The organism is Tardiphaga sp. GW821-FHT12E02, from assembly GCF_058807155.1.
This window is the reverse complement of record NZ_JBXAQK010000001.1, coordinates 5,510,353-5,524,932: the sequence shown is the minus strand read 5'-3', so window position 1 is coordinate 5,524,932 and position 14,580 is coordinate 5,510,353. Positions and strand designations below refer to the sequence as shown.

General features: G+C 63.7%; 15 protein-coding genes. 9 read left to right on the top strand and 6 right to left on the bottom strand.

Going from position 1 to position 14,580, the window contains the following annotated elements; translation table 11 throughout:
- Positions 1–39: 39 nt before the first annotated feature.
- Positions 40–1,794 (bottom strand): methyl-accepting chemotaxis protein, encoded by a 1,755-nt coding sequence (locus AC1RQ5_RS25930; protein ID WP_493202818.1) that lies wholly within the window; start codon positions 1,792–1,794, stop codon positions 40–42.
- Positions 1,795–2,000: 206 nt separating this feature from the next.
- Between AC1RQ5_RS25930 and AC1RQ5_RS25925 the strand changes: the two genes are divergently transcribed.
- Together AC1RQ5_RS25925 and AC1RQ5_RS25920 are read left to right on the top strand one after the other, a co-directional pair.
- The gene (locus AC1RQ5_RS25925; RefSeq protein WP_398481546.1) at positions 2,001–2,747 is read left to right on the top strand and encodes a YebC/PmpR family DNA-binding transcriptional regulator; all 747 of its coding nucleotides are present in this window, start codon (positions 2,001–2,003) and stop codon (positions 2,745–2,747) included.
- A 911-nt stretch (positions 2,748–3,658) separates the two neighbouring features.
- Positions 3,659–3,865 (top strand): hypothetical protein, encoded by a 207-nt coding sequence (locus AC1RQ5_RS25920; protein ID WP_493202816.1) that lies wholly within the window; start codon positions 3,659–3,661, stop codon positions 3,863–3,865.
- Positions 3,866–4,078: 213 nt separating this feature from the next.
- On the opposite strand, the gene AC1RQ5_RS25915 is transcribed toward AC1RQ5_RS25920, so the two are convergent.
- Entirely contained in the window at positions 4,079–4,798 is a 720-nt protein-coding gene (locus AC1RQ5_RS25915) for an SDR family NAD(P)-dependent oxidoreductase (RefSeq protein WP_398481573.1), read from the bottom strand.
- Between the two features lie 65 nt (positions 4,799–4,863).
- Positions 4,864–5,508 carry a pyridoxamine 5'-phosphate oxidase gene (gene pdxH, locus AC1RQ5_RS25910; protein WP_493202814.1) on the bottom strand — a complete coding sequence of 215 codons (645 nt, stop codon included), beginning with the start codon at positions 5,506–5,508 and terminating at the stop codon, positions 4,864–4,866.
- A gap of 123 nt (positions 5,509–5,631) precedes the next feature.
- Between pdxH and AC1RQ5_RS25905 the strand changes: the two genes are divergently transcribed.
- Entirely contained in the window at positions 5,632–6,060 is a 429-nt protein-coding gene (locus AC1RQ5_RS25905) for an RT0821/Lpp0805 family surface protein (protein ID WP_493202812.1), read from the top strand.
- Between the two features lie 153 nt (positions 6,061–6,213).
- Complete coding sequence (locus AC1RQ5_RS25900) at positions 6,214–7,197, top strand: DnaJ C-terminal domain-containing protein (RefSeq protein WP_493202810.1); 984 nt, start codon at positions 6,214–6,216, stop codon at positions 7,195–7,197.
- A gap of 154 nt (positions 7,198–7,351) precedes the next feature.
- Here AC1RQ5_RS25900 and AC1RQ5_RS25895 read toward each other — a convergent pair whose 3' ends face one another.
- Positions 7,352–8,128, bottom strand: a complete 777-nt coding sequence (locus AC1RQ5_RS25895; RefSeq protein ID WP_493202808.1) for an anti-sigma factor family protein — start codon at positions 8,126–8,128, stop codon at positions 7,352–7,354.
- 17 nt (positions 8,129–8,145) lie between these two features.
- On the bottom strand, positions 8,146–8,634 hold the full coding sequence (locus tag AC1RQ5_RS25890) for a sigma-70 family RNA polymerase sigma factor (RefSeq protein WP_398481559.1): 489 nt from the start codon (positions 8,632–8,634) through the stop codon (positions 8,146–8,148).
- A 225-nt stretch (positions 8,635–8,859) separates the two neighbouring features.
- On the opposite strand from AC1RQ5_RS25890, the gene fabI reads away from it, so the two are divergent.
- From fabI to AC1RQ5_RS25870, 4 genes are all read left to right on the top strand, one after another.
- Positions 8,860–9,681, top strand: coding sequence for an enoyl-ACP reductase FabI (gene fabI, locus AC1RQ5_RS25885; protein ID WP_493202806.1), 822 nt, complete (start codon positions 8,860–8,862; stop codon positions 9,679–9,681).
- A gap of 127 nt (positions 9,682–9,808) precedes the next feature.
- Positions 9,809–10,408, top strand: coding sequence for a histidine phosphatase family protein (locus tag AC1RQ5_RS25880; RefSeq protein WP_493202804.1), 600 nt, complete (start codon positions 9,809–9,811; stop codon positions 10,406–10,408).
- Between the two features lie 221 nt (positions 10,409–10,629).
- Complete coding sequence (gene aroC, locus AC1RQ5_RS25875) at positions 10,630–11,715, top strand: chorismate synthase (RefSeq protein WP_493202802.1); 1,086 nt, start codon at positions 10,630–10,632, stop codon at positions 11,713–11,715.
- A gap of 178 nt (positions 11,716–11,893) precedes the next feature.
- Positions 11,894–13,099 (top strand): adenylate/guanylate cyclase domain-containing protein, encoded by a 1,206-nt coding sequence (locus tag AC1RQ5_RS25870; protein ID WP_493202800.1) that lies wholly within the window; start codon positions 11,894–11,896, stop codon positions 13,097–13,099.
- Positions 13,100–13,205: 106 nt separating this feature from the next.
- Here the strand turns inward: AC1RQ5_RS25870 and clpS are convergent, their stop codons facing one another.
- On the bottom strand, positions 13,206–13,511 hold the full coding sequence (gene clpS, locus AC1RQ5_RS25865) for an ATP-dependent Clp protease adapter ClpS (protein WP_398484587.1): 306 nt from the start codon (positions 13,509–13,511) through the stop codon (positions 13,206–13,208).
- 185 nt (positions 13,512–13,696) lie between these two features.
- On the opposite strand from clpS, the gene AC1RQ5_RS25860 reads away from it, so the two are divergent.
- Entirely contained in the window at positions 13,697–14,539 is an 843-nt protein-coding gene (locus AC1RQ5_RS25860) for a DUF1194 domain-containing protein (protein ID WP_398484589.1), read from the top strand.
- The last annotated feature ends 41 nt before the right edge of the window (positions 14,540–14,580 follow it).

Genomic DNA, 14,580 nt, shown 5'->3' with positions numbered 1-14,580 from the left:
CTCAGGATGAGGGGGGAGAGTGTGAGGCGGCCCTACAAATCAGAGCTTATATGCCGTCCGGAACCCACCCCAGTGCCGGCCCTGTACGCGCACGGGCACGTCGATCTCGCGCATCATCACGGTCTGGCCGTTGCCCATGTCACGGGCATAGCTCTGGATCAGATAAGCGCGCGTATTTCGCCCGGCGGCGAGGCCGGCCGGATCGTTGAAGATGCGGCGGTTGCGGCTGTTGGCCGTGTTCCAGGCGACATCGCCGGGGCGCTGCGGCTTCGCATAGATGCCGTTATGCACGGGCAGATAGCCATTGCGATCGATCATGGCGCAGAACGCCATGCGCGAATCCGTCGCCAAAAACGCATCCTGGAATTCCGGCAGCGCGCGGTCGGCCCAGGGCAGAATCTTCGTGCGATATTGCACGGGATTGCTGCCGGCGATTTCCTCATAGGTCTCGTCGAACATGTCATCGAGCGTGATCGCGCCTGACGCGATCCCCTCGGCAAAGATCTTGTTCAGCGCAGCGCCTGCATCAAGCGCGCGGGTCACCAGTTCGGTGTTCTCGTCATGGATCGCCCACAGCCGATCTTCGATGCGGCTGACGACATGCGCATCCGGCGCGATGAAACGCGCCTGCGCTCCGGACTTGTCATGAGCGTCGATCCGCAGCCGGCAGGCGCCGATATCGCCAAGCTCGGCGGACAGCACCTCATGCAGCGGCAGCCGCGTGGCATCAGGTCCACCGATCAGCACGCCGTCCATTGCGATCTCATAGACCGGCGCGCTCACGCGGCCGCCGCGTGTCTCCAGCGTGATCTGCAGGTGGCAGGGCAGGCGCTCGCGCCTGCGCTGCGCGTCGCTATCGGCATCCTGCTTCAGCAGCACCGCGCAGCGCGATTTCAGCTTTGACGCAAACAGCGTCACGGCGGCGCCGGCCTGCGCGACGTCCTCGCCATGCGCCGCCGCTTCCTTCGCCGCCGCATCGATCTCATGGGCGCTGTCGCCCACGGCGACGATGAATTGCGAGGCCGAGGCCGCATTGCTCGACATCTCGCTGGTGGTGGCATTCTGCTCGGCCACCGCGCCATTCACATGCGAGAACACCGGGCGGATCGCCTCGATCGCCGTGGAGATGCGATGCACGGCTTCGACCGAACTCGCCGCATCGCGTTGCAGGGCGTCGATCTTGCGCTTGATCTCCTCGGTCGCGCCCTGGGTCTGCACCGCCAGCGCCTTCACCTCGGTGGCGACAACCGCAAAGCCGCGGCCTGCGCTGCCAGCGCGCGCGGCCTCGATGGTCGCATTCAGCGCCAGCATCGTGGTCTGCCGGGCGATCTGCGCAATGAGCTCCAGCACCTGGCCGATGGCGGCGGAGGATTCCCGCAGCCGGTCCACATTCACGCTCGCGTCATGGGCGGCGGCGCCGGCCTCGTCGGCGAGCTTGCTGGCATCGCGCACCTGCGCGCCGATGGCCTGCGCCGAATGGGTGAACTTGTCGGCGGCATGGGCGAAGGTGGTCGCGGTCGCCTGCGCGCCGCTGCTGCGCTGGGTCAGCGCATCGGTGCGGTCGCGGATGGCGGTCAGGGTCGCGGCGGTCGATTCTGCGCCGCCGGCCACCGAGCCTGCCGCTTTTTCCAGCTGCCGCACGAGGCCGCCGAGTTCGAGCTCCAGCAACTCCAGGATGTCGCGGGCGGGGTCGGGTTCGGGGATGGCGGGAGGCGTGGGAAGGGCAATGTTTTCAGGCTGGATTGCCAGTTCGGCCATCTCGGCCGGCCGTCTGCGAAACAGTCGAATCGCCATGGCCTGTCTCGGCCTCCCCTGATTTTTGCAATTTATGCGAGTAGCCTTGCACCGATCCGTGAAACGATCGTTAAGTGGCAGGCGGGGGAGGCCGGTGATCGTCCTTAATCGGCTGCGACATTTTGATTTTGTGCCGCCTCGGGACTATAACCCCGCGCCACACCCCACAGACCATCACTTCACGTCGGACGATCGAGAGAGACCGTATGGCCGGACATTCCCAATTCAAGAACATCATGCACCGCAAGGGCCGTCAGGATGCCCAGAAGTCCAAGTTGTTCTCAAAGCTGGCGCGCGAAATCACCGTGGCGGCCAAGCTGGGAACGCCCGATCCGGCCATGAATGCGCGGCTGCGCTCCGCCGTGATCGCGGCGCGTCAGGAAAACATGCCGCGCGACAATATCGAACGCGCCATCAAGAAGGCGATCGGCACCGAGGGCGAGAACTATGACGAGATGCGTTACGAGGGCTACGGCCCCGGCGGCGTCGCCGTCATCGTCCAGGCGCTGACCGACAACCGCAACCGCGCGGCGTCGGACATTCGCTCTTACTTCACCAAGTCCGGCGGCAATATGGGGGAAACCGGTTCGGTGTCCTTCATGTTCGACCATGTCGGCGTGATCGAATACGACGCCGCCAAGGCCTCGGCCGACGACATGCTGGAAGCCGCCATCGAGGCCGGCGCCGATGACGTGGTGTCGGGCGAGGACGGCCACGAAGTCTATTCGTCGCAGGATAGTTTCCACGAAGTGACCAAGGCGCTGGAAGCCAAATATGGCGAAGCGCGTAAGGCCGCGCTGATCTGGAAGCCGCAGAACACGATCGCGGTGGATGACGAGACCGGCGAAAAGCTGATGAAGCTGGTGGATCTGTTGAACGATCACGATGACGTCCAGCATGTCTATGCGAATTTCGAGATCTCGGAAGCGCTGATGGCGAAGCTGGGCGGGTAAGGCTCGAGCGCGCAGACCCCTGTAGGATGGGTAGAGCGTAGGCGCTTAGCGCCGGAGCGAAACCCATCGGCGGAGTTTGCCGCAACGACGGAATGATGGGTTTTCGCGGAGTTTATCATCGGGCGCGCTTCGCGCGACCCGTTGGCTCGACCCATCCTACTGTACCGAGTTTTGTTCTTATTTTGTTCTTGACAAAATTCCCATCGTTGCCATACTTTCTCCCGTCTCGTTTGTGAGGGGCGCTTTCATGAGGCGTCTTTAAGCGGAACGTGGATGCGGCGCCTGCGGGCCGGGGGAGGACGTATCCCCCAGCACTCGGGTGGTCGGGGGTCACCGTCCGGGCCCACTACGGGGCCCTGCCGCTAGTGCGGCTGGACGTGGTGCGGGCGAAGGCGGAGAAATCCGTCGGATGGCTCTCTTATGGAGAGCGCCCAGTACCCGGAAGAACGGTCCTTCGATCAGTAAGAACGTCGCGGTGGCGCGCCGTAAGGCGTTGCGCGGCTCCGGTTTGCTGGCGATCCAGCAGACAGGAGCAGCGTCAAGTCCACTCAAGTGCGCCTTGCGGCGTGCCACCTCCCCTCATGTTTGGAGGGGAAAACTTCTCATACCTCGGACGCTTCATGCGCCGCGAGAATGCGACGCTGCGGCCGTAGGATGGGTTGAGCGCAGGCGCGGAGCGCCGGAGCGAAAACCCATCGGCCGAGCCTGCGGCAATCGACGGAATGATGGGTTTTCGCGGAGTTTATCATCGGGCGCGCTTCGCGCGACCCGTTGGCTCAACCCATCCTACGGCACTGCATCCATAGGTGCTCTCTTCCGCCACAATGTTTCCAGTAAAATTCGACCTGTTCGCTGAACGGTTGCGCTAAACCTTGCTGTCATAAGCGCTGTCTCGACTGAAGAGGACAGCAATGGTTGACAGAACAAAACTACCCGGGCGGAACGTCGTCGATCTGCGCTCCTACCAGGCAGCGCGCCGCGGCAAGGCTCAGCCAATGACGGCACGCAATTGCCGCCATTGCGGTGCGGCGCTGCTGGATGGCGAATCCGACGATGATTGCTCGAGCGCCGGCATTGAAGCCGCCGCGCCGATGCTGCGGAAGTTTTACGCGGACTGACGGTCCCGTTCTTCCCTCAAGAGGAGCGCCAGAAAGGCGCCTGCCTCACTCCTTGTGCTTAAAAATCCCCTGTTACAACAAACTCCGCCCTCATCCTGAGGAGCGCGCAATTGCGCGCGTCTCGAAGGATGGTCGCGAACTCCGGAGCCCTGTCAGCTCATGGTTCGAGACGGCGCTTGCGCGCCTTCTCACCATGAGGGACGGAGCGAGCAACTACACGTGCTGCCCGCCATTGATGTGGATCTCGGCGCCGTTCACGTAGGAGCTCGTCTCCGTGCACAGCACATAGATGATCTTGGCGACTTCGTCCGGCGTGCCCAGGCGATGCATCGGGATCTGGTGGTCGACGATCGCCTGCGTGCCCGGCGACAGGATCGATGTATCGATCTCGCCCGGCGCGATCGCATTGACGCGCACGCCGAGCGGACCGAAATCGGACGCCATCTCGCGGGTCAGCGAAGCCAATGCGGCCTTCGATGTCGCGTAAGCCGCGCCCGCAAAGGGATGCACGCGCGAACCGGCGATCGAGGTCACGTTCACCACCGAGCCTTTCGCGGCCTTGAGCTGTTCGATCAATCCGCGCGCCATCATGATCGGCGCGAAGAAGTTGACGTTGAACACATGGGTCCAGGTGGCGACGTCGGTGCCGATCGAGCCCAGGCGCGAACCGCCTTCGCCCTTCGGCGAGATCGCGGCATTGTTCACCAGCGCATGCAGCGCGCCGCCATTGAGGCGCTCCTTGATGTCGTCGATGGCACGCGCGGTGTCGTCATGGTCGGAGAGATCGACCTGGATGTGATCTTCCGGGCCCGCATCCCACGGGCAGACTTCCGGGAATGGATGCCGCGAACAGGTCAGCACGCGCCAGCCGGCGCTGGAAAAGCGCATCACGGTGGCATGGCCGATGCCGCGGCTGGCACCTGTCAGCAGCATGGTGCGCTTGGGCGCGTTGGAGCCGGGATGGGTCGCGGCTTTGGGCCTCGCGGCCGGATCAGCGTTCACGGATACATCCTCACTTTGCTCCAGGCGGAGCCGGCTGCCTCGCGGCGGAATTCGATACGGTCATGCAGGCGATACGGGCGATCGTGCCAGAATTCGATCCGCTGCGGCGTGATGCGCCATCCGCTCCAGCCTGGCGGACGCGGCACATTGCCGATCAGGTGCTTTGCGCCTTCCTTGGCGATGGCCTGCTCGAAGGCAAAGCGGCTCTCCAGTGGCTGCGACTGCTTGCTTGCCCAGGCGCCGATCTGCGCCTGCTTGGGGCGGCTGGCAAAATACTCGTCGGCCTCTTCAGGCGTCACCGGCGTCACCAGGCCGCGGATGCGGACCTGCCGGCGCAGCGATTTCCAGTGAAACAGCAGGGCGGCCTTGGGATTGCCGGCCAGTTCCTGGCCCTTCTGGCTGGCGATGTGGCTGTAGAAGACCCAGCCATCGGCATCGAAGCCTTTCATGAGCACCATTCGCACATCGGGAAGCCCGTCGGCATCGACAGTGGCCAGCGCCATCGCGTTCGGATCGTTGGGCTCGGACCCCTTGGCCTCGTTAAACCATTCGGAAAACAGCGCAAACGGCTCCTCGGCCGCCGTAAAATCACCTGACGTTAACGGAGTTGCGTCTTTGATGGCGGAGGTCGTGTCGGTCATGTCCGGAGTTCCGTATTGCGTTGGCCTATCCGCGAGTGCGTGCGGCAATCCTCATATAGGCAGGTCCTATATAGGACACGGGACCGCATTGGCCTATCGGGTCTGTGCCCGCTCAGGGCTGCGTTGACAGCTATTCTCATCGGCACCGGTCTCGGCGGCTGCAGCATCATGCGCAGCGATGACGGCCCGTTCGCCAAAATGGAAGGTGGCGACGTCACCGGCTCGATCACGCCCGGTTCTGTTTTCCCAATGGCGCAGCCGGCGAGTTACGACCCGACCGAAGCCGATCTGGCGCTGGCGCGGAACGCCGCGAGCGATGTCCTGACCAAAGGCAGTCGCGACTCCAGCCAGCCCTGGGAAAATCCTGCAACCGGTGCGCGCGGCTCGGTGACGCCGCTCTCCAGCACCTATGTGGCCGAAGGCAAGACCTGCCGTGATTTCCTGGCCTCGTACGTCAACGGCACCACCGAAAGCTGGATGCAAGGTGCGGCGTGTAAAGGCGAGCGTGGCCGCTGGGATGTTCGCACCCTGGTGCCTTGGAAGCGCAGCTAGGATTTGGAAGCGCAGCTGAGTTTTGCAGAGCTGCTTGCGGTCCCGTTGCAAAAATGACACGAACACACCAGATGAAAAGGCAAGCAGGCGGAGCCTGCACGCCATTCACGCGGGCAATCGCCCGCCATTTGCATAATTGAGGAGAGACGACGGATGCGCGACCCCTATGAGGTCTTGGGGGTGCAGCGGGGCGCCAGTGCTGCGGCGATCAAGAGCGCCTTTCGCAAGCTCGCCAAGAAGCATCATCCCGACGCCAACAAAGACGATCCGAAAGCCGCCGAGCGGTTTTCGGAAGTGAACTCGGCCAACGAAATTCTCGGCGACGAGGAGAAGCGCAAGGCGTTCGACCGCGGCGAGATCGATGCCGAGGGCAAGCAGCGCTTCCAGGGCTTTCCCGGCGGTGGCCGCGGCGGTGCGCGTGGTGCCGGCTTCGAGCACGCCTTCCGCGGCGGCCAGCAGGGCTTCGGCGGCGCCGGCGCCGGTGGAGCAGGTTTCGAGGATATCCTGAACAGCATGTTCGGCGGCGCCGGTCCGCGCGGCGCGCGCGCGGGCGCGCAGTCGTTCGAATTCGACGGCGGTGGATTCGGTGGTGGCAGCGCCTATGGCGGCGGCATTCCGGATCTCGACATCAATGTCGCCATGACCGTCACCTTGGAGGAGTCCGTCAAGGGCACCGAGAAGCGCGTGCGGCTGTCGACGGGCAAGGAGCTGAACGTCAAGGTCCCGGCCGGCGTCACCAATGGTCAGCAGATCCGCCTGCGCGGCCAGGGCGAAACCGCGCCCGGCCATCGTCCCGGCGACCTGATGATCACGGTCACCATCGCGCCGCATGCGGTGTTCAAGATCGACGGCAGCGATTTGCGCGTGGATTTGCCGATCACGCTCTATGAAGCCGTGCTCGGCGCCAAGGTGCGTGCACCGACATTGACGGGGGCGGTCGAACTATCGATCCCGAAGAACACGTCGAGCGGTCGCGTGTTTCGCCTGAAGGGCAAGGGCCTGCCGAAAGCCGACGGCGCCGGCGACCTGTATTTCACCACCCGCATCATGCTCCCCGACGGCAACGACGCCGAACTGGAAGCCCTGATGGAGAAGTGGCAGAGCGGACATCCGTATAACCCGCGGAGTGATATGTAACACTCCGCAGCCGTAGGATGGGTAGAGCGAAGGCGCGTCAGCGCCGGAGCGAAACCCATCACCGCGCGCTGATGGGTTGAGCGCAGCGATACCCATCAGCGCGCGCTCGGAGTTCGTGGTGATGGGTATCGCTCCGCTCGACCCATCCTACGGCCTACGATCCTGTCTTCTCCGTCTGATCATAAATCGCCCGCGCGACCGTATTCAGCCGCTCCTTGTCGGACGTGCCTGACACCACATAGCCGACGCCCTTGTCGGCCCAGAACATGGCGCCGTCCTTGTCCTGCGCGGCATAGCGCATCGAGGTGGTGTCGGTCTTGGCGCGCGACGTATAGAGCGTGAAGCGTTCACCGCTCGCGGTCTCATACATGAAGAACGCGGCCGGCGCGTCAGGGCCGGGCAGCAAGCGTCCGCCGACGAGTTTCAAGCCGCTGCTATCCAGATCCGGCGCCTTGATGGCATAACCGACGCGTTTTGACAGCCACTGCTGCAGATGCGCGCGCTCATTGCCCGCGACCTCGACGGGATGGCGGACTTCGACCACATAAGTGCGATGCGCATCAAGCGCGTCCAGCGCAAAGGTCTGGAAGTTCGGTGACGCAGCTGAGGCGCCGCGCGCGAGCCAGCCGACGCTGCCGCCCGCAACAAACGCAACAAGTGCGGCCGCGACGGCGCCATACATCCACGGCCGCGATTGGGACTGCCGGGTGAGGCGTTCGAGTTCGAGCCGCTGCGGCACCGGTTCTTCAGCCACGGCGTCGTAGCGGGCATGCAGCAGCTCCGCCATGCTGCGCCAGGAGCGGACGCGCTCGGCATCGTCCGGATGTGCTGCGAGCCACGCTTCTACATCGGCGCGGCGCTCGGTCGGCAATTCGTCATCGACGAAGGCGTGGAGTTCGTCTTCGGTGACGGGGATTTTCGGGTCGGTCATGTCCGGTTCCTCTGAAATCACTTGACCGCGCGCAGCGCCGGGCGCTCGCCGTCGAGATAGGCTTTGACATGGGCGCGGGCGCGGGCGAGGCGCGACATCACGGTGCCGATCGGCACGCCCTGGATATCGGCGACCTCGCGATAGCTGAGCCCTTCGAGCATCACGAGCAGCAGCACCGAGCGTTGCTCCTCGACGAGATGGGCCAAAGCCCGCGAGATGTCGCGGCCTTCGGCTTCGGTGCCTGACGCGTCGGCATTGTTGTCATACAGTTCAGTGAAGATGGGCTTGCGGGCCAGCGAGCGGCGGCGGTTGCGGTTCAGATTGGTCAGGATCGTGTACAGCCAGCTGCGCAGATCGCCGCCGATGAACAGCTTTTCGGAGCGCAGCGCGCGCACCAGCGTGTCCTGCACGAGGTCATCGGCGATATCGGCGTCGCGCGCCAGCGCGCGGGCATAGCGCCGCAACGCCGGGATCATGCTTTCCACGCCCTCGCGGAATGCGTTCATGAGGCTGTCGCCATTGGTCGGGGTCCATCGGTATTTCGGCGCGGCCACAATTGCCGCATCCATCATAACACCTTGTCCGGGCGTCTATTCCTGCGCTCGCGGACATGGTGAACAGACCACGATCCCGGCACTTTGGGGCTATACCCTGCGGCAGTGCTGGTGTACCCCAAAGGCCAGATTTTGGGCTCGGCCACGAGCCGGCCCGCCAGCGAAAACGGAGGCGATATGAGCGAAGTGTCAGGCCTGATGAAGGGCAAGCGTGGTGTCATTCTGGGCGTCGCCAACAACCGCTCCATCGCCTGGGGCATCGCCAAGGCGTGCCAGGCGCAGGGTGCCGAAATCGCGCTGACCTATCAGGGCGATGCGCTGAAGAAGCGGGTCGAGCCGCTGGCTGCCGAACTCGGCGCCGAACTGCTCGGCCATTGCGATGTCACCGATCCCGCCACCATCGATGCGGTGTTCGATCGCCTGAAGGAAAAGTGGGGCAAGATCGACTTCGTCGTCCACGCCATCGCATTCTCGGACAAGAACGAGCTCGAAGGCCGCTATGTCGACACCTCGGCGGAGAATTTCAGCAAGAGCATGCTGATTTCCTGCTACTCGCTGACCGCGATCGCCCAGCGCGCCGAGAAGCTGATGACCGAGGGCGGATCCATCGTCACGCTGTCCTATTACGGCGCCGAGAAGTGGATGCCGAACTACAATGTCATGGGCGTCGCCAAGGCAGCTCTCGAAGCCAGCGTGCGCTATCTCGCAGCTGACCTGGGCGAGAAGGGCATCCGCGTCAATGCAATCTCGGCCGGCCCGATCAAGACGCTGGCTTTCGCGGGCATCGCGGATTCGCGTTATCTGCTCAAGTACAACGAAGTGAACGCGCCGCTGCGCAAGAACGTCTCAATCGACGAAGTCGGCCAGAGCTCGATGTATTTCCTCTCGGATCTCTCCAGCGGCGTTACCGGCGAAGTGCATCATGTCGATGCCGGCTATCACGTGCTCGGCACCAAGGTGCCGGACGCGCCGGATATCCGCATGGGCAGCGGAGAGTAAGCACTCCGCACCTCTCCACGTCATTGCGAGGAGCGAAGCGACGAAGCGATCCAGTTCTTGCTTTGTGGTTTTCTGGATTGCTTCGCTTCGCTCGCAATGACGACTTTTTCTTCCTGAGTTTCATCCCATGCCCAAGCCGGTCATCTATTACATCCGCCACGGCCAGACGGAGTGGAATGCCCTGGGCCGCTTTCAGGGCTCCAAGGACATTCCGCTCAACGATCTCGGCCGCGAACAGGCGACCCATGCCGGCGGTGTGCTGAAGGATCTGCTGGCGCGCCACAATCGCACGCATCGCGATGTGAGTTTTGTCGCCAGCCCGCTCGGCCGCGCGCGCAACACCATGGAGCTGGTGCGCACGGAGCTCGCCATCCCGGTCGGCGACTACGGCCTCGATGACCGCCTGCGCGAGATCGGTTACGGCGACTGGGAAGGTTTTACGATTGCCGAACAGCAGGCCGACAAGCCGGATCTGTTCGCGGCGCGCCTGACCCAGAAATGGACGCTGCCGGCGCCAAATGGCGAGACCTATGTGCAGGTGGAAGAACGCGTTCGCGCCTGGGCGGCGGAGCTGACCGGCGATGTGGTCGCGGTGGCCCATGGCGGCACCTGCCGCGCGCTCATGGTGGCACTCGGCATCGACACGCCCGACGGCGTGGCCGAGCTGCCGATCCAGCAGGGCGCGGTCTATGTGTTCGGCGCGGATGGGCTGGAGAAGTTCAGCTAGGCTCGTGCCCCGGCGGTGCTCGCCACGTCGTCCCCGCGAAAGCGGGGACCCATAGACTCCCAGTTGGTGTGACGACACGGCCTTTCGGACGGCGACCAGCCAATTCGACGGTGGTTATGGATCCCCGCTTTCGCGGGGATGACCGTCGATATGTCGTCATTTGACCCTTTTGACCACTCGCGTTACGACATTTGCAACTTTGCAGATCGGCTCTGAGCTCCATGTCCCACAACACCTTCGGCCATATGTTCCGCGTTACCACCTTTGGCGAGAGCCATGGTGTGGCGATCGGCTGCGTGGTCGACGGGTGTCCGCCGATGATCCCGCTGGAGGCGGCCGAGATCCAGCTCGATCTCGATCGCCGTCGCCCCGGCCAGTCGCGTTTCACCACGCAGCGGCAGGAGCCGGATGCGGTGAAGATCCTGTCGGGCGTGATGCCGCATCCGCAGACCGGTGTGCAGGTGACGACAGGCACGCCGATCGCGCTCTTGATCGAGAACACCGACCAGCGCTCCAAGGACTATTCGGAGATCAAGGACAAATTCCGTCCCGGCCATGCGGACTTCACCTATGAAGCGAAGTACGGGCTGCGCGATTATCGCGGTGGCGGTCGTTCCTCCGCACGCGAAACGGCGACGCGTGTGGCCGCTGGCGCGATTGCACGAAAAGTCCTGCCGGGCGTGAATGTGCGCGCCGCATTGGTGCAGATGGGGCCGCACAAGATCAACCGCGCCAACTGGAATTGGGACGAGGTCGGCAACAACCCGTTCTTCTGCCCCGATGCGGAGAAGGCCGCTTTCTATGCGGACTATCTCGACGGCATCCGCAAATCCGGCTCCTCGATCGGCGCCGTCATCGAGGTGGTGGCCGACGGCGTGCCCGCAGGTTTGGGGGCGCCGATCTACGCCAAGCTCGACTCCGATATTGCCGCAGCGCTGATGAGCATCAATGCCGTGAAGGGCGTCGAGATCGGCGATGGTTTCGATGCCGCTTCGCTGACAGGCGAGGAAAATGCCGACGAGATGCGGATGGGCAATAACGGTCCAACCTTCCTGTCCAACCATGCCGGCGGCATTCTCGGTGGCATTTCCACCGGCCAGTCGATCATCGCGCGTTTCGCCGTGAAGCCGACCTCATCGATCCTGTCGCCGCGCCAAACGGTGGATCGCAACGGCGCCGATACGGACATCCTCACCAAGGGCCGCCACGATCCCTGCGTCGGCATCCGTGCCGTGCCGGTGGCCGAAGCCATGGTCGCCTGCGTGATCGCCGATCATTTCATCCGCCATCGCGGGCAGGTCGGTTAGTCGCTTCTTTCTTCACCTCTCCCCGCCGGGGAGAGGTCGCGCGCTCTTGCGCGCGGGTGAGGGGCTTCTGCGAACGACGTCATCTGCGGCGCCCCCTCACCCGCTCGGCTGCGCCGATCGACCTCTCCCCAGAGGGGAGAGGTGAAGTCAAAGACAGTTGTGCTAGACTGCATCCGCAATGAACGCGACGCAGCTCAACGATCTCATTATCTGGCTTGCCGATGGCGCCCGTTCGGCCGTCCGCACGGACCTGTTCATGGCCGAGACCTGCGAGCGAATGGTGGCCGCAGGCATTCCGCTTGCCCGCGTCGGCGTGTTCGTGCGCACATTGCATCCGAGCATGCTGGGCCGCAATTTCATCTGGCGCGCAAGCGGCGAGGTCACGCTGGGCGCACTTGCTCATGGCGACGACGAGGGCGACGAATTCCTGCGCAGCCCGCTCCGATATGTCTTCCATGAAGGCATTGAGGTGCGCCATCGCCTGATCGGTGCCAATGTCAGCAACATCCCGTTCCTCGCCGACATGCTGGCTGAAGGCAGCACGGACTACATCGCGCTGCCGCTGGAAATGTCCGATGGCAATGTCCATGCATCGAGCTGGACGACGCGCGATCCCGACGGTTTTTCGGAGGAGCAACTCGCCGGTCTGCGCCGCGTAATGCCATCGCTGACCCGCATGATCGAGATCCATCTGCTCCGCCGCACGGCATCCGGCCTGCTCGACAACTATGTCGGCGCCCGCGCCGGCGAGCGCATCCTCGCCGGGCAGATCCGGCGTGGTCATACCGAGACCATGCAGGCGGTGATCTGGCTGTCCGACCTGCGCGGTTTTACGGCGCTGTCGGACCGGCTGCAGCCGGAAAATGTCGTCGATATCCTGAATCGCTATTTCGATTGCCAGGTGCCGGCGATTCTGGAGCAGGGCGGCGAGGTGCTGAAGTTTATGGGCGATGGTCTGCTTGCCGTCTTCCCTGTGGCTGAGAACGACGAGGATCTCAGCGCCGTATGCGCTCGTGTGCTGGAAGCTGCGCGTGCCTCACGCGCGGCCGTCGAGGCACTGCGCTGGGCCGGCACCAATCTCACCGAAGAGCAATTCCGCTTTGGCCTCGCACTCCACGTGGGCAAGGTGCTGTACGGCAATATCGGCGGTGGCGACCGGCTCGATTTTACTTGTATCGGCCCGGCCGTAAACCTTGCCGCGCGGCTGGAGAAGATTGCCGGCAAACTCGCACGCACGGTGGTGGCGTCGTCGGCATTCGCCGACGCCAGCGAGGGGGTGTGGACCGATCTCGGCGAGTTTCCGATTGCGGGATTTGCGCGGGCGGAGCGGGTGTATGGATTGGCGGATGAAAGTTTGCCGCCACAAACTTGGTCCTCATCCTGAGGAGCGGCCACAGGCCGCGTCTCGAAGGATGGCCGAGAGCTCCCGGCCAGGTCAGCTCATGGTTCGAGACGGCGCTGCGCGCCTCCTCACCATGAGGGGAGGAGTGCTATTCTTCCGGTTCTATCGTGAACAGCAGCGGATAGCCCTTCGCGCGCCCGGCATCGGTCGCCCGCGTCGCCTTGGTCTCCGCCACGTCCCGCGTAAAGACCGCGACCACGCAGACGCCGCGCTGGTGCGCGGTCATCATCACTTTCGCCGCCTGGTCCTCGGACATCCGGAATTCCGCCTTCAGCACCCGCACGACGAATTCGCGCGGCGTGAAGTCGTCATTGACGAGGATCACCTTGTATAGTTTTGGCCGCTCGACCTTCGGCTTTGCCTTGGTTTCCGGCTTGATCGTGCTGTCGGGCATGGCTTGTCACGCGGGCGGGCGTCGGGATGCGCTCTGAAGCGCTCACATATAATCGCACCGCTCCGCACTGTCGATGAGCCCGCCGTTGTCTGCATTGCTGACCTGATTGTGAAGGGGCGATGCGGTTCCTGCTTTGCGGCGCGTCATTTGCGTGTCACCATTCGATTCTCAACGGGAGGGCCGCAATGCGCTGGTGTGTCTCGATTGGAGCGGTATTCGTCGCCGGCGCCCTGCTCGGCGGTGACGCCACGAGTGTGGCCGCCACCGGCCTGCGGCCGCAACTCGCCCAGAACAAGCCCGAACCTGTCGTCGATGTCGAACTCGTCCTTGCAGTGGACGTCTCCTATTCGATGGATATGGACGAGCTGGCGATCCAGCGCGAGGGCTATGCCCAGGCCATTGTCTCCAAGGAATTCCTCGCGGCGCTGAAAACCGGCATGCACGGCAAGATCGCCGTCACCTATTTCGAATGGGCCGCTGCCAGCGACCAGAAGGTCATCATTCCCTGGCGGGTGATCGACGGGCCGGAATCGGCCGATGCCGTTGCCGCCGAGATCAGCAAGGCACCGATCCGCCGGGCATCGCGCACCTCGATCTCCGGCGCCATCAATTTCGCCATGCCGCTATTCGAGGAGAATGCGCTGCACGGCATCCGCCGCGTCATCGACATTTCCGGCGACGGGCCGAACAACAATGGCGGCCCCGTCACCATCGCGCGCGATGCGGCGGTGGAGAAGGGTATCATCATCAACGGCCTGCCCATCATGGCAAAAGAGTTGTCCTACTCGACCATGGATATCGAGAATCTCGATTGGTATTACGAGGACTGCGTGATCGGCGGCCCCGGCGCCTTCGTGGTGCCGATCAAGGAGCGCGACAAGTTCAAGGAAGCCATCCGCACCAAGCTGGTGATGGAAGTTGCAGGCATCGCGCTGCCTTACGCGAAGATCATTCCCGCTGCTGCGCGAGAGCCGCGGGTGAATTGCATGGTGGGCGAGAAAATCTGGCAGGATCGCTGGGGACGGTAGGTGTCACGCTATCTTGTCATCGCCCGGCTTGACCGGGCGAT

Bases quoted from the DNA above. Each gene is read 5' to 3' on its own strand.
- AC1RQ5_RS25930 (WP_493202818.1), bottom strand. From the start codon at position 1,794: ATGGCGATTCGACTGTTTCGCAGACGGCCGGCCGAGATGGCCGAACTG.
- AC1RQ5_RS25925 (WP_398481546.1), top strand. From the start codon at position 2,001: ATGGCCGGACATTCCCAATTCAAGAACATCATGCACCGCAAGGGCCGT.
- AC1RQ5_RS25920 (WP_493202816.1), top strand. From the start codon at position 3,659: ATGGTTGACAGAACAAAACTACCCGGGCGGAACGTCGTCGATCTGCGC.
- AC1RQ5_RS25915 (WP_398481573.1), bottom strand. From the start codon at position 4,798: ATGCTGCTGACAGGTGCCAGCCGCGGCATCGGCCATGCCACCGTGATG.
- pdxH (WP_493202814.1), bottom strand. From the start codon at position 5,508: ATGACCGACACGACCTCCGCCATCAAAGACGCAACTCCGTTAACGTCA.
- AC1RQ5_RS25900 (WP_493202810.1), top strand. From the start codon at position 6,214: ATGCGCGACCCCTATGAGGTCTTGGGGGTGCAGCGGGGCGCCAGTGCT.
- AC1RQ5_RS25895 (WP_493202808.1), bottom strand. From the start codon at position 8,128: ATGACCGACCCGAAAATCCCCGTCACCGAAGACGAACTCCACGCCTTC.
- AC1RQ5_RS25890 (WP_398481559.1), bottom strand. From the start codon at position 8,634: ATGAACGCATTCCGCGAGGGCGTGGAAAGCATGATCCCGGCGTTGCGG.
- fabI (WP_493202806.1), top strand. From the start codon at position 8,860: ATGAGCGAAGTGTCAGGCCTGATGAAGGGCAAGCGTGGTGTCATTCTG.
- AC1RQ5_RS25880 (WP_493202804.1), top strand. From the start codon at position 9,809: ATGCCCAAGCCGGTCATCTATTACATCCGCCACGGCCAGACGGAGTGG.
- aroC (WP_493202802.1), top strand. From the start codon at position 10,630: ATGTCCCACAACACCTTCGGCCATATGTTCCGCGTTACCACCTTTGGC.
- AC1RQ5_RS25870 (WP_493202800.1), top strand. From the start codon at position 11,894: ATGAACGCGACGCAGCTCAACGATCTCATTATCTGGCTTGCCGATGGC.
- clpS (WP_398484587.1), bottom strand. From the start codon at position 13,511: ATGCCCGACAGCACGATCAAGCCGGAAACCAAGGCAAAGCCGAAGGTC.
- AC1RQ5_RS25860 (WP_398484589.1), top strand. From the start codon at position 13,697: ATGCGCTGGTGTGTCTCGATTGGAGCGGTATTCGTCGCCGGCGCCCTG.